This is a genomic window from Enterococcus sp. DIV0574, from assembly GCF_051711125.1.
In the GTDB taxonomy this organism is placed as follows: Bacteria; Bacillota; Bacilli; order Lactobacillales; family Enterococcaceae; genus Enterococcus_D; species Enterococcus_D gallinarum.
Genome location: NZ_JBIOMA010000001.1, coordinates 3100357 through 3122489, shown reverse-complemented (window position 1 = coordinate 3122489; position 22133 = coordinate 3100357). Strand labels below are relative to the sequence as shown.

The window sequence follows — 22133 nt, the reverse complement described above, 5'->3', positions numbered from 1 at the left end:
ACTATTCAAAAACTTACAGGAGGAATTAGAATGAACCTCATTTTAATGGGACTACCTGGTGCCGGTAAAGGTACTCAGGCAGAACGTATCGTTGCTGAATACGGTCTTCCTCATATTTCAACAGGCGATATGTTTCGGGCTGCAATGGCGAACGAAACAGAATTAGGCCTGAAAGCAAAATCTTACATGGATCAAGGCGCTTTGGTTCCAGATGAGGTCACCAACGGTATCGTCAAAGAGCGTTTAGCTGAACCAGACACAGAGAAAGGCTTCTTATTGGATGGCTTTCCGCGGACTTTGGAACAAGCTGAAGCATTGGACGAAATGTTGAAAGACCTAAACAAAAAACTAGATGCTGTCATTGATATTCATGTTCCTGAAGAAGTTCTCGTAGAACGTTTAGCCGGCCGCTTCATGTGCCGCAATTGTGGGGCAACTTATCATAAATTGTTCAATCCGCCAAAAGTGGAAGGAACATGTGATCGTTGTGGAAGTCATGACTTCTACCAACGTGAAGATGATAAGCCTGAGACGGTCAAAAATCGTCTAGCTGTCAATATCAAAAGCAGTGAACCAATCTTAGCTTATTACAAAGAAAAAGGTTTATTGCAGTCGATTGATGGTGATCGCGACATCGATGCTGTATTTAAAGATGTTAAAAACATCATTGACTAATCATAGATTGCCCGTCACCGACTTGCAGCTACAAAACTTTCTCTTGAAACCTTTGACAGAGTATGATAAAATATGTCAGTCCGACTTCTACTGTTATTAAGTAGAAGCATAGTTTGAGAATATCAGGTGGGAACCCCGTTTCCGCCATTTTATCGTGTGAAAATCACAAGTACAAGGAGGTACTGTGCGTGGCAAAAGAAGATATGATTGAAGTCGAAGGTACAGTCGTCGAAACTTTGCCGAATGCAATGTTTAAAGTCGAATTGGAAAACGGACACCAAGTTCTAGCGACCGTTTCTGGTAAGATCCGGATGCACTACATTCGTATATTACCTGGAGACAAAGTGACGGTTGAATTATCACCGTATGACCTGAACCGTGGCCGCATTACTTATCGCTTTAAATAATTGTACTCCGTAAAACCACAGGAGGTATTATCATGAAAGTAAGACCATCAGTAAAACCAATGTGCGAACATTGTAAAGTAATTCGTCGTAAAGGACGCGTTATGGTGATTTGCCCAGCAAATCCAAAACATAAACAACGTCAAGGATAATCGGAGGTGTAACAAATATGGCTCGTATTGCAGGAGTAGATATTCCTCGTGATAAACGTGTGGTCGTTTCACTTACTTATATCTATGGTATTGGTAACACGACTGCAAAACAAATTTTAGCAAACGCTGGCGTTTCTGAAGAAGTTCGTGTTCGTGATCTAACGAATGAACAAACAGATGCTATCCGTGCTGAAGTTGATAAATTAAAAGTTGAAGGTGACCTTCGTCGTGAAGTGAACTTGAACATCAAACGTTTGATGGAAATCGGTTCATACCGTGGTATCCGTCATCGCCGTGGATTGCCAGTTCGTGGACAAAACACGAAAAACAATGCACGTACTCGTAAAGGCCCGTCTAAAACAGTCGCAGGCAAGAAAAAATAATTCCTAAGTGAAGGAGGTTAAAACTTCATGGCAGCAAAAAAAGTGAGTCGTAAACGCCGTGTGAAAAAGAATATTGAAGCGGGTATTGCACATATTCACTCAACATTCAATAATACAATCATTATGATCACTGATACTCATGGGAATGCATTAGCATGGTCATCAGCTGGTTCATTAGGTTTCAAAGGAAGCAAAAAATCTACTCCTTTTGCCGCTCAAATGGCAGCAGAAACAGCTACCAAAGCAGCAATGGAACACGGATTAAGAACTGTAGAAGTAACAGTTAAAGGACCTGGTTCTGGACGTGAAGCAGCAATTCGTTCATTACAAGCAGCAGGTTTGGAAGTGACTGCAATCCGTGACGTGACTCCAGTCCCTCATAATGGATGCCGCCCTCCAAAACGCCGTCGTGTTTAATGAGTGCTGCTCATTTTGAGTGTAACAATTACGTCATTGAACAAGACACTTTTCGTTTTGAAAGGGGTAAAAGATAAGAATGATTGAATTCGAAAAACCAAGAATCGCAAAGATTGATGAAGAAAAAGATTATGGCAAGTTCATCGTTGAGCCTCTTGAAAGAGGATACGGAACTACTTTAGGAAATTCCTTACGTCGTATTTTATTATCTTCTTTACCTGGTGCAGCAATCACCAATATTCAAATCGATGGAGTTTTACACGAATTCTCAACTGTTAAGGGCGTTCGGGAAGACGTTGCTCAAATCATCTTGAATATCAAAGGTCTTGCATTAAAAATGTACGGGGATGAAGAAAAAACCCTGGAAATCGATATTACAGGACCTGCTACAGTAACTGCTGGCGATATCATCGTAGACAGTGATGTAGAAATCCTTAACAAAGATATGTATATCTGCAACGTTTCTGAAGGAGCTTCATTCCATGCTCGCTTAACTGTGAAACCTGGACGCGGCTACGTTCAAGCAGATGAAAATAAAAAAGAAGACATGCCAATCGGTGTTCTTCCAGTCGATTCAATCTATACACCAGTACGTCGTGTGAACTACCAAGTAGAAAATACTCGTGTTGGTCGTCGTGATGATTTTGACAAATTAACGATGGAAATATGGACTGATGGCTCAATTGAACCATTGGAAGCAATGAGTTTAGCTGCAAAAATCATGACCGAACATTTAGACATCTTTGTAAACCTAACGGACGAAGCGAAAAACGCTGAGATCATGGTGGAAAAAGAAGAAACACAAAAAGAAAAAATGTTGGAAATGACGATTGAAGAATTAGACTTGTCTGTTCGTTCATACAACTGTCTAAAACGTGCAGGAATCAATACTGTACAAGAATTGACTAATAAATCTGAACCAGAAATGATTAAAGTACGGAACTTAGGCCGTAAATCTCTTGAAGAGGTCAAAGTGAAATTACACGATCTTGGTTTAGGACTACGTAAAGACGATTAATACGTCTTCGATTACGTTAGTTTCGGCTCGTCTGATCGAGACGACATACGAAAGTGAAGGAGGGAAACCACGTGAGTTATCGTAAACTAGGACGCACATCTAGCCAACGTAAAGCGATGTTGCGTGATTTAACAACTGATTTATTCATTAACGAACGCATCGTTACGACTGAAGCTCGTGCGAAAGAAGTTCGTTCAACTGCAGAAAAAATGATCACTTTAGGTAAACGTGGTGATTTGCATGCACGTCGCCAAGCTGCCGCATTTGTTCGTAATGAAGTTGCTAGCGTTCGTGAAGAAAACGAAGAAGTAGTTATTGAATCAGCTTTGCAAAAATTATTCAATGACATCGCTCCTCGTTACACAGATCGCCAAGGTGGCTACACTCGCATCTTGAAAACAGAACCAAGACGCGGAGATGCTGCACCAATGGTTATCCTAGAACTTGTTTAAAATCACACTTATCATCACTTTATAGATGTTTATTAAGAGTGTTATGATGTTGGAAGAAACTTTCCGAGTCTAGCTCAGCGCCTACACCTCGATGTATTTCGAGGTGTACGCACTCATCATAAAGTGCTTTTTTTTTACTTTCGATGATCTGTCTTGACAGGTCATGGCAAGTGAAAACAAAGTTCTGTTTGGAAATCTCATCGGAATGATTGAAAATAACTTACTTTTTTGGTAGTGTAAGTAAGAATTAACTGGAATGAAGGAGTATATCATGAAGCCGATCATTGAATTGAATGCTATCACCGTTCGTTATACCGAAGAAGATCGTCCGGCGTTGAAGAATGTCTCTTTGTCCATTGAGCAAGGAGAATGGGTTGCGCTTATCGGTCATAACGGTTCAGGAAAATCGACCTTGGCCAAAACGATCAACGGTTTGATTTTACCGCAAGAAGGAAGCGTTGCAGTGGGAGACATGCTGCTTAATGAAGAAAATATTTGGAATATCCGTAAAATGGTCGGAATGGTTTTTCAAAATCCCGACAATCAATTTGTCGGTTCAACTGTAGAAGATGATGTGGCATTTGGTCTAGAGAACCAAGGGATTCCTCGTGACGAAATGGTGATCAGAGTCAAAAATGCTCTAGAACAAGTCCGGATGGAAGAATTTGCAACACGAGAACCAGCCAGACTTTCTGGGGGACAAAAACAGCGAGTAGCCATCGCTGGTGTTGTGGCATTACGTCCCGATATCATCATTTTAGATGAGGCAACTAGTATGCTTGATCCTGAAGGAAGAGAAGAAGTTATTTCAACGATCAAGAAAATCAAGGAAGAAAATAATTTAACTGTTCTGTCAATCACCCATGATATTGATGAGGCAGCCAATGCCAATCGGGTCATGGTCATGCGCCAAGGAGAACTGGTTCGTGAAGGGACGCCGGCAGAAATCTTTTCGGCTGGCCCAGAATTGATCGAATTGGGTCTAGATTTGCCTTTTCCAGAAAAATTGAAGGCAGCTTTGAAGCAGCGCGGCATCTCTGTGCCTGCAGCGTACTTGACAGAGGAAGGAATGGTGGATTGGCTATGGACATCCGTTTTGAAAAAGTAGCATTTACTTATCAACCGCATTCCCCATTTGAGCAACGCGTGTTATTCGATATTGATCTCGAAATCAAAGAAGGCTCGTATACAGCATTGGTGGGTCACACTGGTAGTGGCAAATCAACATTACTACAACACTTGAATGCATTATTAAAGCCAACAGCGGGCAAAGTGACGATTGGTGATCGCGTGATCACTCCTGAAACTGATAATAAGAATTTAAAACCATTGCGTAAAAAAGTAGGAATCGTCTTTCAATTTCCTGAATCGCAATTGTTTGAAGAAACTGTGGCTCGAGATATCGCTTTTGGTCCCCAAAATTTTGGTGTGAGTGAAGAAGCGGCAGCTGAATTAGCGAAAGAGTACATTAAACTCGTTGGTTTAGATGAAAGCTTTCTTGAACGTTCCCCATTTGATCTCTCAGGAGGACAGATGCGCCGAGTAGCCATTGCCGGGGTCTTAGCAATGGAACCGGAAGTATTGGTATTAGATGAGCCGACAGCGGGTTTAGATCCACAAGGACGCAAAGAAATGATGGAGATGTTCCAGCGACTCCATCAAGAGAAAAATATGACCATCATCTTAGTGACCCATTTGATGGATGATGTGGCTAATTTTGCAGATTATGTCTATGTATTAGAAAAAGGAAGAATCGTTAAAGAGGGTGCACCGAAGAATGTTTTTCAAGATATCGAATGGCTACAAGAAAAACAATTAGGCGTACCAACAGCAACTGCTTTTGCAGCGTTGTTGCAAGCGAAAGGGTTGCATTTCGAACACTTGCCATTGACAGCAGAAGAACTTGCGGATCAACTGGTAGCAAAGGAGGCGACCGCAAATGATGAATAAACTAATCTTTGGCCGCTTTATTCCAGGAGATTCCTTTATCCATAAACTCGATCCACGGGTGAAATTACTTGCCAGTTTTTATTTTATTGGAATCATTTTTTTGGCAAACAATTGGCAGAGCTATCTTTTGGCAGCTGTTTTTACGCTATTTAGCATTTTTCTTTCCAAAATTGATTTGGGTTTTTTCGTTCGTGGTGTTCGCCCGTTGATCTGGCTGATTTTATTCACTGTAGCATTGCAGATTCTCTTTACGACGGGTGGAGAAGTCTATTGGTCCTGGTGGATCTTCAATATTACCGAATTTGGTTTGCAGAATGGTGCGTTCATTTTTTGCCGTTTTGTTTTGATTATTTTTATGTCGACATTGCTGACGTTGACGACACCACCTTTGGAGTTGTCAGATGCAATCGAATATATATTACGCCCATTAAAAGCCATCCGATTTCCCGTGCATGAAATTTCTTTGATGCTGTCGATCGCACTTCGCTTTGTGCCGACATTAATGGATGAGACTGAGAAAATTATGAATGCCCAGCGTGCCCGCGGAGTCGATTTCGGAGAAGGCGGGTTGTTGCAAAAGATGAAAGCTATCGTCCCATTGCTGATCCCTTTGTTTGTCAGCAGTTTTAACCGGGCAGAGGACCTAGCTACAGCCATGGAGGCTAGAGGCTATCAAGGCGGTGAAGGGCGGACCAAGTATCGGATTCTTCACTGGCACAACCGCGACACACTCGTAGTGTTGGTCTTTGTGCTCTTTACAGTAGGTTTAGTATTATTAAGAGGATAAAAGTAAATGTCTGGGGAGTGCAATCGGCTCCTCAGATTTTTTTGAGAAAATGAAAGCAGGTGAGAAGATGGTACGTTATAAAGCAACGATTGCTTACGATGGCACCAATTTCCAAGGATTTCAGCGCCAACCCAATGGACGCACAGTACAAGAAGAAATCGAAAAAACATTGACTCGCATGAACAATGGACAAGCAGTCCAAATCCACGGTTCAGGACGGACCGATGCGGGTGTCCATGCTTTAGGTCAAGTGATTCATTTTGACTTTGACGAACGTCCATTAGAAAAAATGCGCTTTGGACTTGATACACAAACACCGGAAGATATTGCTGTGAAACAGGTGGAAATCGTCGATGAACACTTTCACGCCCGCTATCTTGTGCGGGAGAAGACCTATCAATTTCGCGTAGATATCGGCAAACCACGAAGCCCTTTTCGTAGATATTACGCAAGCTATTACCCGTATCCGTTGGACCTAATGAAAATCCAGCAAGCTTTACCCGATTTATTAGGTACGCATGATTTTACCAGTTTTTGTGCCACTGGCAGCTCCGTAGAAGATAAAGTCCGGACGATTCACCAAGCTAGTATGGAAGTGAATGAGGCCGGAGACGAACTACTCTTTACCTTTCGAGGCGATGGCTTCTTATATAAAATGATCCGCATCATGGTCGGAACCCTGTTGAAGATCGGTAATGGACGCTTACCAGCAGATAGCATTCCCGCCATTATTGCCCAAAAAGACCGCAATGCCGCTGGACCTACTGCTCATCCGGAAGGGTTGTATTTGGTTCGCGTAGCCTATGAATAAAAGAGAACTAAAAGAAAGAAGCGCCTCCTAAGGTTCGATTCGTATCGATCCGTTGGGGGGCGCTTCTTTTCGCAGCTGACTGCTATTGTGGCAGATAAAGAAGGTATCGATTGCTCTCATCTGCCTGGCTTGTCTGTGGGTGTGTGTTCTATCTCAGCTGCTACTTTTCTTTGATAGAAATAGCGGAACAAAATAAAGAGCAGTAGGCAGCTAAAGAATAAAATGACTCCGATCACAAAACCTTGCGGTAAATAAGTCAGTTCAAGATGGTGGGTACCGCTTGGGATCTTCACACTGATAAACGCATCTTGGAAAGCGTCAATAGCGATAGGTTTGCCATCCAGTTTGGCAGACCAGCCCTTGTCATAAGGAATCGTAGTGATAAGCTGCTGTTCTTTCTCAGTAGTGATATCGGCTTCGGCATTTTGTTTGCCGACAGTCATCGCAACACCTCTCTCTTGAATGGCATCGATTGCCCGTTGAAAGGCGGTAGTGTCTAATGTCACCACCTGTGGGTTTTGGAAAGAAATTGACTGAGTGCCATAGAAACTTGCCGTAAACTGCACGGTCGTTGCCGTATCATAGTAGCCTAGATCATAATATTGACCATTGATTCCAATTTGACTTTCCCGCTGTTCCCCGTTCACAGTGATCGTAGCTGTAGAACTCTCTAATTCACCGAAGTTTGCCGGATACAGACTAAGATAGGCTTGGGAATGAGCAGGTACTTCTACTTGCCAAGTAATCTCTTTCGCCACATTGCTTTCTTGCTCTTGGAATGTCGTGTACATGCCATTTTCAGTGATATCGGTGTTTTTGCTGTGAATGACAGTGATCGGTTGAAAATCAAAATAGTTTTGTTCAATGTTTGCCAAACCGTTGATCAAATTCTTCTGGCTGGTTAGATTGTCGTTGGCAGGCTGTTGGATCTTATTGATCGAAGGCTCTGCTAACATGGCAAGGGGAAGAGCGTTGCTATTTTGATAAAGCTTGTAGTCTCCAGCTTCTCCTACGCGTTCAAAACCGTATTTTGTTAAGTTTTGTTTGCTAATATTGTATTTGATGCCGGTGAAAGCATCCATTAGCAATGTATTATTCGGATAACGGATATTAAGATTCGTTCCTCTTGAACGAAAACCTAATTTATCTAAGTAACTAGAGGAGTTGCGGTTGCGGATTGAAGAAAACATGCTGACACCGCTGTAACCATAGTTGATACTGTCATTGGAAGAAACGGGATCCAGATTTTCCAAACGGAAAAAGGTCTCATTGTCTTTATCGGCTTGATCCACCAATTGCTTGATTGAAGGATAAGGATCAGTGAACAGACTTCGAGAGGCGTAATTCCAATCATTTAAGATTCCGCGAACCATCCCACTCGTGTTGATCGCCATTTCACCGCAAACGAAAACCAACAAGAGAAGTGCCACTTTCTTTTTAGTTAGCATACCAAGTTGACCGAAACCGATACACAGCAAGTAAAGGGCAAAGAAAACAATCGTTAACGCAAAAGAGGCTGTGGTGACGAATTCATACGAGTTTCCTCCCAGTCCATAAGAAAGTGCAAAGAGAGCAATCGTAGATAGTCCGACAATCACAAACAGACCTCGGTCTTTTTGCTGCAGCTGTTCCCAACCATAACCAGCCAAAAGAATCACTAGAAAGGAGAACAAATAGGCATAGCGGAACAAGAACATGTTTGGGGCATGCATCCCATGCCAGAAGAGATTCAAGGGAACGATATAGAAACTGGCGATCAAAATGCTAAACAATCCAGCATATAGCAGTTTATCTTTTAAAGGAATTCTCTTAGAAACAAAGTATAAAATACAAAGTAGTAATGGCAGTAGGCCAATATAAATAAACGGGATCGAACCGTATTTAGTTGTATCATATACGCCAATCATATTTTTCATTACAAGATCGAAAACACCAGTAGCTTCTGTCTTGAACTTCGTGATAGTGGACAATTCTTCCCCATTTGAACGTAAATCAAGTACAGCAGGCAAAATGATGATCATGGAAGCCCCACCGGCTAATAAAGAAGTGATGCCGTAAGGGATGATTGCTTTCTTGTTTTGCTTCCAATCGCGACCTAATTGCACGAATAGATACAAGACGGAGAACACTCCGATCATGAATCCCATATAAAAACTTGAGATAAATAACAGTAGGTAACTGACAAACAGAAGAGTCGGTTTTTTTTGTTGCAAGAGCCGATCAATCCCTAGAATCACTAATGGCAGGTAAATAAGTGCATCTAGCCACATGATCAATTCGGAGTGAGCAGTGATAAAGGACATCAACGCATAGCAGACAGCAAGCGTAACATGATGCCACCGTTGGATTTTAAATGTTTGACTCGCGTAAAACCAAAATGCGAGTCCGGCGCTGCCGATTTTCAAAAGTGTCAGCACATAGAGCGTATCTGGCATCAATTGATTGGGAAACAATAAAACCAGCGGCGTAAAAAGACCACCTAAATAGTAAGAGATCAGTGCAAGATAGTTCAACCCTAAAGAGGCATTCCAAGTATAGAAGATACTCTGCTTGCCTAATAAGACATTACGAAAACTGGCATGGAAATTCGAAAATTGCGAAAAGGCATCGCTCGCTAAGACACTGCGGCTGCTGCCGGGATAGATTCCGATCGTTAAATAAATGACTGCCATAATCAGTAACGGCAGCAGAAAACTGGCGGTCATATAAGGCCAATGTTGTTTGATGAATGATTTGATAGTAGCCAAGAATAGTCACCTAATCCTTATGAATTTTTTATTAGTGTACCATAATTCAAAGGATTAAAAAAACAATGTCATTAGCTGTTTAAAGAAAAAACAAAGGACATAAGAAAGGAAAGGAGGAATGAAACGGAAGACAACAAAAAAGACCGCTCGCAAGAACGGCCGAAAATGTGTGGTTAAGATTATACGCGCTCAACTTTTCCAGATTTCAAAGCACGAGTTGACACCCAAACTTTTTTAGGTTTTCCGTCAATCATAACGCGAACTTTTTGCAAGTTAGGTTTCACAGTACGTTTTGTCGCATTCATTGCGTGTGAACGGTTGTTTCCACTTGTAGTTTTACGTCCAGTAAAGTAACAAACTTTAGCCATGTGGTTATTTCCTCCTTTGCCTTGATGTTGGAGCGCTATTTCAGCTCATACCATCTGAATTTATCATAGAAAGTTAGAAAATGCAAGGGTAATTTTCAAGAAAGATTGACTTTTAGCAGTAAACATTGTAAATTAAACAAGGTCAGAATACAAGAATATCTGATGCCAAGCCCCTTTTCATAAGTCACATCCTTTTATTTGACTAGCAGCTATGATAAAATGTGAGAGAAGAAAGATGGGAATATCCCGCTTAAGGAGGCTATATTATGGCTGTAAAAATCAAAACCTCATCAGGTATTATTGAAATCAGCAACGAGGTCATCGCCACAGTTGTCGGTGGCGCAGCAACAGATGTGTTTGGTATTGTGGGCATGGCCAGCAAGAAACAGATCAAGGACAACATCAATGAAATTTTACGCAAAGAAAACTATTCTCGCGGTGTCGTTGTTCGTCAAGAAGAAAACGGTATTGCAGTGGATGTCTACACGATCGTTAGCTATGGTACAAAAATTTCTGAAGTTTCCCGCAATGTGCAAGAAAAAGTGAAATATAATCTTGAAACAATGCTAGGCGTTTCAGCAAATTCAGTGAATGTTTTTGTCCAAGGTGTACGTGTACTGCCAGATTAGGCAAGTGATCCGCTTGCGGCGGATGATTTTAAGGAGGATTATCAGTGAAGGTAACGAATATCAGCGCAGGTCAGTTTCAAGAGATGGTGCAGGCAGGCGCGGCTCGTCTACAAGTAAATGCAGAGTTTGTCAATTCATTGAATGTATTTCCAGTACCTGATGGAGATACAGGAACGAATATGAATTTATCAATGACAAGCGGTGCTAAAGCAGTAGCAGATGCCACTTCAGAAAAAGTGGGCGATCTTGCCACAACTCTTTCAAAAGGACTACTAATGGGCGCACGAGGAAACTCAGGCGTCATTTTGTCTCAATTGTTCCGTGGATTTGCTAAAGCGATCCCCACGGTCGAAACATTAACTGCGCCAGAATTGGCACAAGCCTTTACACATGGGGTCGAAACCGCCTATAAAGCAGTCATGAAACCCGTAGAAGGAACGATTCTGACAGTAGCACGTATCGCTGCAGAATACGGTGAGAAAAAAGCACAAACTAGTGATGACTGTGTAGAAGTCATGAAAGCAGTCGTTCACGGAGCAAAACGTGCGCTAGCCAAAACACCAGATCTATTGCCAGTCTTGAAAGAAGTTGGTGTAGTCGATAGTGGTGGCCAAGGATTATTGTTCATTTATGAAGGGTTCTTAAATGCACTGACTGGAGAATATCAAGCCAATGAGGTCTATGAACCAACACCAGCAGCAATGGATGAAATGGTCAATGCCGAACATCATCGCAGCGTTCAAGGACAAATGGCTACAGAAGACATCAAATTCGGTTATTGTACAGAGATCATGGTCAAAATTGGTGAAGGACCAACAGTGGACAGTACGTTTGATTATGAAACATTCCGAAATTATCTAAACGAACTTGGAGATTCTCTTTTAGTCGTCAATGACGATGAGATTATCAAAGTCCATGTACACACAGAACATCCAGGTGAAGTCATGAACTATGGCCAAAAATTTGGTTCTTTGATCAAGATCAAGGTGGATAATATGCGTGTACAGCATGAAACAATTCTGGAGCACGATCAACCCTCTGCTGCAGTGAAACGTCCGCGTACACCTTATGCAATCATTGCTATCGCAGCCGGTGATGGATTAAATAAACTATTTACCAGCTTAGGTGCAAGCTATGTGATCAGCGGTGGTCAAACGATGAATCCAAGCACGGAAGACATCGTGACTGCTATCAATGAAGTGAACGCAGATCAGGTTATCGTCTTACCAAACAATAAGAATATCTTTATGGCTGCACAACAAGCAGCAGAAGTATCGGACATCCCAGTCGCTGTTGTTGAGACCCGTACGATTTCACAAGGGATGACAGCAATGTTGGCCTTCAATGAACAAGCAACGTTAGCGGAAAATCAACAAGCGATGACTGAAATCTTGTCAAGTGTTGTCAGTGGTTCGGTGACACACGCGATTCGTAATACAGCGATCGATGGAATTGAAATCACAGAAGGTGATTTCTTGGGAATGGTTGATGGGAAAATCGTGGTTTCTGTACCCGATTGTTTCTCTGCTTCCATGGATACATTGCAGAAGATGATTTCAGATGAAACAGAAATCGTTACGATTATTATCGGCGAAGAAGGAAAAGCAAAAGAAGCAGCAAAAATCGAAGCAGCATTGACAGAAATCTATCCGGAGATCGAAGTGGAGATCCATCAAGGAGATCAACCTGTTTATCCGTATCTTTTCTCGGCTGAATAAAACTTGAAAGCAGACGGGGCAAAAGTCGCAGGGCGATTTTTGTTTCCGTCTCTTTTTTGATTGATAGAGAAACAGCCTGTTTTTGCTCATCTTTTTTCATTCAAATTCTTCGTAATTTAAACAGAGAAGAGTAAAATAAAGAAAGCAATCTGCAAACAACTAGTTTTGAGGAGGGAAGAAATGCTTGATCAGCCAATCACTGTTTTGTCTGGTGTCGGAGAAAAGCGAGCAAAAGATCTCGCAGCGCTTGGAATCCAGACAATCGAAGATTTATTGCGATATTACCCCTTTCGCTACGAAGATATTCAAGAGCGTCAATTGAACGAGATACAAGATCAAGAAAAAGTCACGATCAAAGGAATCGTTGTTTCCCCGGCTGTTGTAAATCGTTTTGGTTACAAAAAGAGTCGGCTGCAGTTTCGAATGATGCAAGATCATGATGTATTCAATGTTTCCTTTTTTAATCAGCCCTATTTAAAAGATAAAGTTGTTTTGTCTGAAGAAATCGCGGTTTACGGGAAATGGGATGCGAAACGGAAATCACTAGCTGGGATGAAGATTCTTGGCAGCAAGAAGCCAGGTGATTTCGCTCCTATCTATCATGTAAACAAATCGGTACGGCAAAGCGTGCTGGTTGACTTGATCAGGCAGGCATTTGAATCATACGGAGACCAGATCGAGGAAATCTTACCTCTAACTTTAACGGAGAAATATCGGTTATTGGATCGCCAGACTGCTATGCGAGCTATGCACTTTCCAAAAGATCCGCAAGAAAGTCATCAAGCAAAGCGGCGAATCATCTTTGAAGAGTTCTTCCTATTTCAAATGCAGATCCAAGGATTGAAAATTTCCGAAAAGGCTGAAAAGAACGGCTTAGCCATTGACTATGATGTTCAGCGGTTAAAAGCTTTCACCCAGACACTGCCTTTCGAATTGACTGCTGCTCAAAAGCGAGTCACCAACGAGATCTGTCATGACCTCAAAAGTCCGCAACATATGCAGCGACTGCTGCAAGGAGATGTCGGTAGCGGCAAAACAGTTGTGGCTGCTATCGCACTGTACGCCACTATGACAGCTGGCTTTCAAGGGGCGTTAATGGTACCAACTGAGATTCTGGCACAACAACATTTGGAAAGCCTTAACCAGTTATTTGATCCGCTAGAAGTGACAACGGCACTGCTGACAGGGTCCACCAAGACAAAGGAACGGCGAGTGATCTTGGAGCAATTGGCTGCAGGTGAGATCGATATTGTCGTAGGGACGCATGCGTTGATCCAAGAAGGGGTCAATTTTGCCCGTCTAGGTTTAGTCATCACAGATGAGCAGCATCGCTTTGGTGTCAATCAGCGAAAAATATTGCGAGAAAAAGGATATTTGCCGGATGTTTTGTTCATGACGGCGACGCCGATACCACGAACCTTGGCCATCACGGCCTATGGTGAGATGGATGTTTCCATCATCGATGAGATGCCAGCTGGCCGGATTCCGGTCGAAACGCGTTGGGTACGACCACCTCAATTGGAATCTGTGCTGGACTGGGCTCGTCAGGAATTAGCGAAAGGACATCAAATGTATGTGATCTGTCCGCTGATTGAAGAATCAGAAATGTTAGATGTCAAGAATGCTACGGAGATTTACGAGCAGCTGCAGGCTTATTTTGCCCCTAACTACCAAGTGGGCATTCTCCACGGCAAAATGAAAAATATAGAAAAAGACGCGATCATGGAAGAGTTCAAGGACAACCAGTTACAGATCTTGGTATCAACGACAGTTATTGAAGTAGGGGTAAATGTACCCAATGCGACAGTCATGTTGATTATTGATGCAGATCGTTTTGGGTTAGCTCAGTTGCACCAGTTGCGGGGGCGTGTCGGCCGTGGTGCAGATGCTTCTTACTGTATTTTGGTGGCAAATCCCAAAAATGAAACCGGAATAGAGCGGATGAAAATCATGACTGAAACCACCAATGGCTTTGTCGTCAGTGAAAAAGATCTGCAATTGCGAGGTCCCGGGGAAGTCTTTGGTAATCGTCAATCAGGTTTACCTGAATTCGCCGCAGCCGATTTAGTAGCCGATGCCCATATTCTTGAAGTTGCACAAGTAGAAGCAACTCAAATCTGGCAGAAGCACCAATGGCAGATTTTACCGGAGTATCAAGCGCTAGCCGATTATTTAGCAGCAGAAAAACGAGACAATCAATTTTTTGATTAAAGAATATGGTATACTAACTTGGAAAAATGAAGGGAGTGGCGTATGTCATGAAAATTGCCGTAGATGCCATGGGTGGCGATAACGCACCAAAAGCGATCGTTGAAGGCGTCATGTTAGCAAAAAAAGAATATCCAGAAATCGAATTTCTATTATACGGAAAAGAAGATGAAATCAGAAAATATGTGACAGACGAAAGTCAGCTTACAATCATTCATACCGATGAAAAAATCAACAGTGATGATGAACCTGTTAAAGCGATCCGCCGCAAAAAGAACGCATCGATGGTCTTAGCAGCCCAAGCGGTCAAAGAAGGTCAAGCGGATGCCATTTTCTCTGCTGGAAATACCGGTGCTTTGTTAGCTGCAGGTTTGTTTATCGTAGGTCGTATCAAAGGAATCGAACGTCCTGGCTTAATGTCGACGATGCCTGTACTTGGGAAAGAAACTGGCTTTGATATGCTGGATCTAGGAGCGAATGCTGACAATAAAGCAGAACATCTCGTTCAATATGCTGTGTTAGGTTCTTTTTACGCTCAAAAAGTCCGAGGCATTCAACAACCGCGAGTAGGGTTGCTAAACAATGGGACGGAAGAGACCAAAGGCAGCGAGTTAACCAAAAAAGCGTTTGAATTGTTGACCAAAGAATCATCGATTCACTTTATCGGAAATGTTGAAGCTAGGGAACTTTTGAACGGTGCAGCGGATGTTGTGGTCACAGATGGATTCACTGGGAACGCCGTCTTGAAATCCATTGAAGGAACCGCATTGAATATGATGTCGTTATTGAAACAATCCATCATGAATTCCGGAACCAAAGGGAAATTAGGGGCTTTATTATTGAAAGATGCCTTGCGCAATTTAAAAAATGAGATGGATTATGCCAAACACGGAGGGGCTGTCTTGTTTGGTCTGAAAGCACCAGTGATCAAAACACATGGAGCGACTGGACCAGATGCCGTGGCAGCAACCATCAAACAAATCTATACCATGTTGCAGGCAGATGTGGTTCCTCAATTGGTGGCTCATTTTGAAGAAACACCTAAGCATGAAGAGCCAACGCAATGAGACTGCAATCATTGTAATGAAAATGCAAAAAAGGACTAGACAAATTTGCATGTAAGCAGTACAATGTTTGTTAGCCATTCTATGTTTTGTGCGAACGCGTGGAGGTGAAGGCAATTGACGCGAGAAGAAGTATTCAAGAAAGTTGCAGTAGTGATCGCAAACCATTTTGAGATCGATGCAGATAAAGTAACGGATACAATGAGTATTAAAGACGACTTAAATGCTGATTCAATCAGTGTGATGGAATTCGTCTTAGAATTAGAAGATGAATTTGGTACGGAGATTTCTGATGAAGATGCCGAACAGATTGAAACAGTCGGCGGAGCAGTTGATTATATTTCAAGCCATCTTGCTTAAGACAGATACAGGAGCTGAGTCATAGATGACCCAGCTCTTTCTTTATCAGAATTTGTTTAATAACCATTCGTTTCTCGAAAAAAAGTGCCTTTTCTTTGCACCATCCTGAAAAAATGTAAATGGAATGTAAGTATTCTGAAAATTCAGTATCTTAAAAATTTATAGACTTGCAATCTAGTGAGTGATTCTATATAATTATTAAGAAAATATTACACGATGTTAAGAAAGCATTTGGAATTTGACTTATAATTCCTACTTTTTTACATTAGAGGGCACTTCATCTTATAAAAAAGAGAGGGGTATTCGATTGTCAACTGATAATCAATTACTAGATGTTCAAAACCTACATACAGGTTTTCGTATTAAAGATGATTACTATGACGCTGTAGACGGTGTTTCTTTTACGTTGGAACGCAATGAGATTTTAGCGATCGTAGGCGAATCCGGATGTGGAAAAAGTACCTTAGCTACAACGATTATGGGATTGCATGATCCAAACAATACCAAAATCACCGGTGAAATCTTATACAAAGACTTGAATTTGTCAAACTTAAATGAAACACTTTACAACAAAATTCGCGGGAACGACATTGGGATGATTTTCCAAGATCCATTGTCCGCTTTGAACCCACTCATGCGTATTGAAGACCAAATCAAAGAAGGTTTATCTTATCATACAAATATGAATGCGGAACAGAGACAAGCCCGGGCCCTTGAATTACTAGATCAAGTAGGAATTCCAAATCCAGCACGGGTGGGTCGCCAGTATCCCCACGAATTATCCGGTGGGATGCGGCAACGGGTGATCATTGCCATTGCCATCGCATGCAAACCGCCAATTGTTATTGCTGATGAGCCAACCACTGCATTGGATGTAACCATCCAAGCACAGATCCTAGATTTGTTGAAAGATTTGCAGGCTGAAACACAAACGGGAATCATTTTGATCACCCATGACTTAGGTGTAGTGGCAGAAATGGCTGATCGTGTAGCCGTTATGTATGGCGGTCAGTTTGTTGAAGTTGCCACAGCGGAAGAGTTGTTTGCAAATCCAAAACACCCTTATACACGCTCTTTGCTGAACTCAATTCCACAAGAAGATTCTCAAGACAGTGAACTGCACGTGATTGAAGGCGTCGTTCCTTCATTGAAAAACATGCCAAGAACTGGTTGCCGTTTTGCTGCTCGTATCCCTTGGATCCCAGCTAGTGACCACGAAGAAAATCCTGTCCTGCATGAAGTTGCACCAGATCATTTAGTTCGCTGTACTTGCTATAAGCATTTTCATTTTAGAGACGAAGAAGGAGAAGTGTAGATGTCAGAATTAATCACAATCAAAGATCTGAAAGTCCACTATCCGATTCGCAGCGGTTTTTTCAACCGCGTAACGGACTATGTCTATGCTGTTGACGGTGTGGATTTCATCATCGAAAAGGGAAAAACTTACGGTCTGGTAGGAGAATCAGGCTCTGGAAAATCAACAACAGGGAAAGCAATCGTTGGCTTGGAAAAGATTACCAGCGGTGAAGTCATTTACGAAGGACAAGATGTCACAAAGCGCTCTGTCCGCAAAAAAATGAATTACAACAAGGATGTTCAAATGATTTTTCAAGATTCTATGTCAAGTCTGAATCCTAAAAAGCGGGTAGTGGATATTATTGCTGAACCGCTACGGAATTTTGAACGTTTGAGTGACCAAGAAGAAAAACAACGGGTGAAACGGCTTTTGGATATCGTTGGGATGCCAGAAGATGCTTTATACAAATACCCACATGAATTCTCTGGTGGACAGAGACAACGTTTGGGGGTTGCCCGCGCAGTGGCATCGAACCCTAAATTGATCGTTGCTGATGAACCTGTTTCTGCATTGGACCTGTCTGTACAGGCACAGGTGCTCAACTTTATGAAACGAATCCAACAAGAGTTTGGCTTAAGTTTCTTATTCATCTCTCATGACTTGGGTGTTGTGAAACACATGTGCGACAATATCGCCATCATGTATAAAGGTCGTTTTGTTGAAATCGGTACACGCCAAGATATTTATCAAGATCCGCGTCATATTTATACGAAGCGGTTATTGTCAGCTATTCCTCAAATTGATGTGAAAAATCGTGAGGCGCATAAAGAAAACCGCCGTCGGGTAGAGTTGGAATATGTCACTCACCAAAAAGATTACTATGATGAAACAGGTCGTGTTTATGACCTTAGAACCATCACAGGAACACATCAAGTCGCTTTGAAAAATGGGGGTGCTGAATAATGTGGAAAACAATTCTACGTCGTTTGATATTAATGATCCCGCAAGTCATTATTTTGAGTGTCTTAATTTTCTTGATTGCACAAGCAATGCCCGGGGATCCATTTACAGGATTGATTAATCCGAACCAAGATCCAGCAGTTATTGAACGGATGCGGGAAGCAGCCGGATTGAATGATCCTTGGTATACACAATATTTCCGTTGGATCGGAAATGCACTTAAAGGAGATTTTGGTCAAAGTTTTATCTATAAACTACCAGTAGCAACATTACTTTCAGGACGGATCAGCAACACATTGTGGCTATCTTTGTTAACAGTTATCTTAACGTATGTGATCGCGATTCCTTTAGGAATGTTGGCTGGACGTTACCAAAATTCGATTTTAGATAAAGTCGTTGTCGTGTATAACTTCTTTAGTTTTGCGGTACCATTGTTTATCTTTGCATTGATTGCACTGTTTATCTTTGGTTATCGTTTAGGTTGGTTCCCAACTGGGGGGTCTGTAGCACCAGGCGTAACGGGAATGGCTGAGTTTTGGAGCCGTCTGTATCATCTGATCTTACCGGCTATCACTTCTGCGCTATTAGGTACCGCTGTGACGATCCAGTATCTGCGGAGTGAAGTGATTGATTCCAAATCATTGGATTTCGTGCGAACTGCTCGTTCGAAAGGGGTGCCAACTAGTAAAGTCTTCTCACGTCACGTGTTCCGAAATGCATCCTTGCCGATCGCATCTCAAATGGGGTATGAGATCACTTCATTGATCGCTGGTTCAGTGGTCATTGAAAAAATCTTTGCTTACCCAGGTGTCGGAAAATTATTTATCGATAGTATTGTACAGCGGGATTATGCCGTGATCACTTCGTTGACTTTGATATTAGGTCTGGCGACATTGATCGGTACATTGCTATCAGACATCATTATGAGTATTGTTGATCCAAGAATCAGAATCCAGTAGGAGGGGATAAACGTGTCTGAAAAGAAAGAAAAAGTGTTAAAACAAGAAAGTATCCCACCTATGGGATTACAAATGATTTTTCGTGAATTTTTAAAAGACAAGATCGCTATTTTTTCGTTGGTCTTGTTGGTAGCAGTACTGCTTTTCGTATTCATCGGCTCGGCAGTCATTGATCAAAGCCAAGTCATGCATGTAAGTATTCTAGATAAATATGCTGCACCAGGAGCAGTCTCACCAAATGGCGGCACCTACCTATTAGGGGCGGATGAAGGTGGCCGTGATGTTTGGGGACAATTGATCATTGGAGCGCGTAATTCGATTTTGATTGGGTTTTCCATCACGATCATTACATCGATCGTCGGAGTTGGCTTGGGGATCATTTCAGGTTACTATGGCGGGTTGATTGATAATATCTTGATGCGTATCGTCGATTTTGTCATGATCTTACCGATCATGTTGATCATTATCGTTATTGTTTCGATCATACCTCGCTACAATGTTTGGACGTTTATCTGGGTCATGAGTGCCTTTTATTGGGTCGGAAAAGCGAGACTCTTCCGCAGTAAGACCCTTTCTGAAGGGCGCCGAGATTATGTGAGTGCGTCAAAAACATTAGGGACCAATGATTTTGTGATCATGTTTCGCGAAATCATGCCGAACTTAAGCTCATTGATCATCACCAACTTGACGATGAACTTTGCAGCAAATATCGGTATCGAAACAACTCTAACGTTCTTGGGCTTTGGTCTGCCAACGAATGTTCCAAGTTTGGGAACATTGATTGGGTACGCCAGCAGCGGTGATGTGCTGGTCAACAGACAATGGATATGGTTACCCGCGTCAATATTGATTTTAGTATTGATGTTGAGTATAAACTACGTTGGTCAGGCATTTAAGCGTTCAGCCGATGCACGTCAACGACTAGGTTAAAACAAGGAGGATACAGGATGAAGAAAAATATTTTTGGTATGGTCACACTTTTGTCAGTCTTAGCATTGGCAGCTTGTGGCGGCAATAGTGGCGGAACAGATTCATCAGGCGGCAGCAACTCAGCAACTGAAACAGAAGATATTAGCTCTATGCCGGTTGAAGTCAAAAATGACGCAGAAGCAATCAAAGGCGGTACATTGGACGTCGCAGTAGTTATGGATACACAATTCCAAGGTTTGTTCCAAACTGAATTTTATCAAGACAATTATGATTCTCAGTTCATGCAACCAAGTAATGAAAGTTTATTCTTAACAGATGCTGATTTTCGAATTGTTGATGGTGGGGCTGCAAATCTTAAATTAGATGAAGATAATAACACAGCAACGATTACATTACGCGACAATTTGAAATGGTCAGACGGCGAAGATGTAACAGCAGATGACGTGATTTTCTCCTATGAAGTGATCGGTAACAAAGATTACACAGGAATCCGTTATGACAACAACTTTACAAATATTGTTGGGATGGAAGATTACCACGATGGCAAATCTGACACAATCTCAGGAATCACAAAAGAAAGCGACAAAGTCGTTAAAATTCAATACAAAGAAGTTCACCCTGGTATGATGCAAGCAGGCGGCGGTATCTGGTCTTCTGCTTTACCAAAACATGCGTTTGAAGGTATTGCAGTCAAAGATATGGAATCAAGTGATCCTGTTCGTAAAACACCAATCGTTTTCGGACCTTACGTAATGTCAAACATCGTAGCCGGTGAATCTGTAGAATACGTACCAAATGAGTATTACTACGGTGGCAAACCTAAAATGGATAAATTGTCATTTAAAGCAGTTCCAACAGCTTCAATCGTAGAAGGTTTAAAAGCGAAGCAATATGATTTAGCATTGTCAATGCCAACAGATACTTACCCAACTTACAAAGATGCAGATGGCTACCAAATCTTGGGCCGTCCTGAGCAAGCTTATACGTATATTGGATTTAAGTTAGGTACTTGGGATGATAAAGAAGGAAAAGTTAACTACAATCCTGAATCAAAAATGGCGGACAAATCATTGCGTCAAGCAATGGGTTACGCACTAGATAATGATGCTGTCGGTAGCCGTTTCTATAATGGCCTACGTTCAAATGCGACAACATTGATCCCACCGGTATTTGGAACATTGCACGATACAGAAGTTAAAGGTTACACACAAGATATCGACAAAGCAAACAAATTGTTAGACGATGCTGGTTACAAAGATGTTGACGGCGACGGCATGCGTGAAGACAAAAACGGTGAAAAATTAACCATCAATTTTGCTTCAATGTCAGGTGGCGAAACAGCTCAACCATTGGCTGATTACTACATCCAACAATGGAATGAAATCGGCTTAGATGTGAAATACACAACTGGTCGTTTGATTGATTTCCAAGCATTCTATGATAAATTGAAAAATGATGATCCTGAAATCGATGTGTATCAAGGTGCATGGGGAACAGGTTCAGATCCTTCACCAACCGGACTTTATGGACCAAACTCAGCATTTAACTACACTCGTTTTGAATCTGATGAAAATACGAAGCTATTAGAAGCAATCGACTCTAAAGATTCATTTGATGAAGCAAAACGTAAAGAAGCATTTGATGCATGGCAAGAATACGCTGCGGATGAAGCATTTGTTATTCCTTCGCTTTACCGTAACGAAGTATTACCAGTATCTAATCGCGTCAAAGATTTCACATGGGCATATGATGCAGATCACAATCCATGGGCAACAGTTTCTGTAACAGCAGAATCTCGCTAATTTAGGAAAAGACGTTCTTTCGGGAACGTCTTTTTTTATTTT

At 41.9% G+C, this 22133-nt stretch carries 23 protein-coding genes; 21 read left to right on the top strand and 2 right to left on the bottom strand.

Features of this window, described 5'->3' with window-relative positions:
- Nucleotides 1-30 precede the first annotated feature (30 nt).
- The 11 genes from IGJ45_RS14825 to truA all read left to right on the top strand — a co-directional run bounded on the left by IGJ45_RS14825 (nucleotide 31) and on the right by truA (nucleotide 7049).
- A complete protein-coding gene (locus tag IGJ45_RS14825) occupies nucleotides 31-675 on the top strand; it encodes an adenylate kinase (protein ID WP_003128018.1) in 645 nt (214 codons plus the stop codon).
- A 188-nt stretch (nucleotides 676-863) separates the two neighbouring features.
- Nucleotides 864-1082: a translation initiation factor IF-1 gene (gene infA, locus IGJ45_RS14820; protein WP_002288695.1), complete on the top strand. Its 219-nt coding sequence runs from the start codon at nucleotides 864-866 to the stop codon at nucleotides 1080-1082.
- Nucleotides 1083-1114: 32 nt separating this feature from the next.
- Complete coding sequence (gene rpmJ / locus IGJ45_RS14815; protein WP_002288710.1) at nucleotides 1115-1231, top strand: 50S ribosomal protein L36; 117 nt, start codon at nucleotides 1115-1117, stop codon at nucleotides 1229-1231.
- Nucleotides 1232-1248: 17 nt separating this feature from the next.
- Nucleotides 1249-1614: a 30S ribosomal protein S13 gene (rpsM, locus tag IGJ45_RS14810; RefSeq protein ID WP_003128035.1), complete on the top strand. Its 366-nt coding sequence runs from the start codon at nucleotides 1249-1251 to the stop codon at nucleotides 1612-1614.
- 27 nt (nucleotides 1615-1641) lie between these two features.
- Nucleotides 1642-2031: a 30S ribosomal protein S11 gene (gene rpsK / locus IGJ45_RS14805; protein WP_003128036.1), complete on the top strand. Its 390-nt coding sequence runs from the start codon at nucleotides 1642-1644 to the stop codon at nucleotides 2029-2031.
- Nucleotides 2032-2110: 79 nt separating this feature from the next.
- Nucleotides 2111-3049, top strand: coding sequence for a DNA-directed RNA polymerase subunit alpha (locus IGJ45_RS14800; RefSeq protein WP_003128037.1), 939 nt, complete (start codon nucleotides 2111-2113; stop codon nucleotides 3047-3049).
- A 71-nt stretch (nucleotides 3050-3120) separates the two neighbouring features.
- Nucleotides 3121-3501: a 50S ribosomal protein L17 gene (gene rplQ / locus IGJ45_RS14795; RefSeq protein ID WP_003128038.1), complete on the top strand. Its 381-nt coding sequence runs from the start codon at nucleotides 3121-3123 to the stop codon at nucleotides 3499-3501.
- A gap of 271 nt (nucleotides 3502-3772) precedes the next feature.
- The gene (locus IGJ45_RS14790) at nucleotides 3773-4609 is read left to right on the top strand and encodes an energy-coupling factor ABC transporter ATP-binding protein (RefSeq protein WP_003128039.1); all 837 of its coding nucleotides are present in this window, start codon (nucleotides 3773-3775) and stop codon (nucleotides 4607-4609) included.
- The gene (locus IGJ45_RS14785; protein WP_005470033.1) at nucleotides 4585-5451 is read left to right on the top strand and encodes an energy-coupling factor ABC transporter ATP-binding protein; all 867 of its coding nucleotides are present in this window, start codon (nucleotides 4585-4587) and stop codon (nucleotides 5449-5451) included. Before IGJ45_RS14790 ends, IGJ45_RS14785 begins: the two co-directional genes overlap by 25 nt.
- Nucleotides 5441-6238, top strand: coding sequence for an energy-coupling factor transporter transmembrane component T family protein (locus tag IGJ45_RS14780; protein WP_003128042.1), 798 nt, complete (start codon nucleotides 5441-5443; stop codon nucleotides 6236-6238). Before IGJ45_RS14785 ends, IGJ45_RS14780 begins: the two co-directional genes overlap by 11 nt.
- Before the next feature lie 67 nt (nucleotides 6239-6305).
- The gene (truA, locus tag IGJ45_RS14775) at nucleotides 6306-7049 is read left to right on the top strand and encodes a tRNA pseudouridine(38-40) synthase TruA (protein WP_003128043.1); all 744 of its coding nucleotides are present in this window, start codon (nucleotides 6306-6308) and stop codon (nucleotides 7047-7049) included.
- A gap of 116 nt (nucleotides 7050-7165) precedes the next feature.
- Here the strand turns inward: truA and IGJ45_RS14770 are convergent, their stop codons facing one another.
- On the bottom strand, nucleotides 7166-9796 hold the full coding sequence (locus IGJ45_RS14770; RefSeq protein WP_003128044.1) for a YfhO family protein: 2631 nt from the start codon (nucleotides 9794-9796) through the stop codon (nucleotides 7166-7168).
- 179 nt (nucleotides 9797-9975) lie between these two features.
- Nucleotides 9976-10164 carry a 50S ribosomal protein L28 gene (rpmB, locus tag IGJ45_RS14765; protein WP_003128045.1) on the bottom strand — a complete coding sequence of 63 codons (189 nt, stop codon included), beginning with the start codon at nucleotides 10162-10164 and terminating at the stop codon, nucleotides 9976-9978.
- Between the two features lie 266 nt (nucleotides 10165-10430).
- Between rpmB and IGJ45_RS14760 the strand changes: the two genes are divergently transcribed.
- From IGJ45_RS14760 to IGJ45_RS14715, 10 genes are all read left to right on the top strand, one after another.
- A complete protein-coding gene (locus IGJ45_RS14760) occupies nucleotides 10431-10793 on the top strand; it encodes an Asp23/Gls24 family envelope stress response protein (RefSeq protein ID WP_003128046.1) in 363 nt (120 codons plus the stop codon).
- Nucleotides 10794-10837: 44 nt separating this feature from the next.
- Nucleotides 10838-12511, top strand: a complete 1674-nt coding sequence (locus tag IGJ45_RS14755; RefSeq protein WP_003128047.1) for a DAK2 domain-containing protein — start codon at nucleotides 10838-10840, stop codon at nucleotides 12509-12511.
- 147 nt (nucleotides 12512-12658) lie between these two features.
- Nucleotides 12659-14722 (top strand): ATP-dependent DNA helicase RecG, encoded by a 2064-nt coding sequence (gene recG, locus IGJ45_RS14750; RefSeq protein ID WP_260617732.1) that lies wholly within the window; start codon nucleotides 12659-12661, stop codon nucleotides 14720-14722.
- A 47-nt stretch (nucleotides 14723-14769) separates the two neighbouring features.
- A complete protein-coding gene (gene plsX, locus IGJ45_RS14745) occupies nucleotides 14770-15786 on the top strand; it encodes a phosphate acyltransferase PlsX (protein ID WP_003128049.1) in 1017 nt (338 codons plus the stop codon).
- Nucleotides 15787-15900: 114 nt separating this feature from the next.
- Nucleotides 15901-16143: an acyl carrier protein gene (gene acpP / locus IGJ45_RS14740; RefSeq protein WP_003128051.1), complete on the top strand. Its 243-nt coding sequence runs from the start codon at nucleotides 15901-15903 to the stop codon at nucleotides 16141-16143.
- A gap of 307 nt (nucleotides 16144-16450) precedes the next feature.
- The gene (locus tag IGJ45_RS14735; RefSeq protein WP_003128052.1) at nucleotides 16451-17458 is read left to right on the top strand and encodes an ABC transporter ATP-binding protein; all 1008 of its coding nucleotides are present in this window, start codon (nucleotides 16451-16453) and stop codon (nucleotides 17456-17458) included.
- Nucleotides 17459-18403, top strand: coding sequence for an ABC transporter ATP-binding protein (locus IGJ45_RS14730; protein WP_021150619.1), 945 nt, complete (start codon nucleotides 17459-17461; stop codon nucleotides 18401-18403).
- Nucleotides 18403-19359 (top strand): oligopeptide ABC transporter permease, encoded by a 957-nt coding sequence (gene opp4B, locus IGJ45_RS14725; protein ID WP_005470040.1) that lies wholly within the window; start codon nucleotides 18403-18405, stop codon nucleotides 19357-19359. The genes IGJ45_RS14730 and opp4B overlap by 1 nt, the downstream gene beginning before the upstream one ends.
- 60 nt (nucleotides 19360-19419) lie before the next feature.
- Nucleotides 19420-20289: an ABC transporter permease gene (locus IGJ45_RS14720; protein ID WP_202399184.1), complete on the top strand. Its 870-nt coding sequence runs from the start codon at nucleotides 19420-19422 to the stop codon at nucleotides 20287-20289.
- 17 nt (nucleotides 20290-20306) lie between these two features.
- Nucleotides 20307-22091, top strand: a complete 1785-nt coding sequence (locus IGJ45_RS14715) for an oligopeptide ABC transporter substrate-binding protein (RefSeq protein WP_096710880.1) — start codon at nucleotides 20307-20309, stop codon at nucleotides 22089-22091.
- Nucleotides 22092-22133 lie beyond the last annotated feature (42 nt).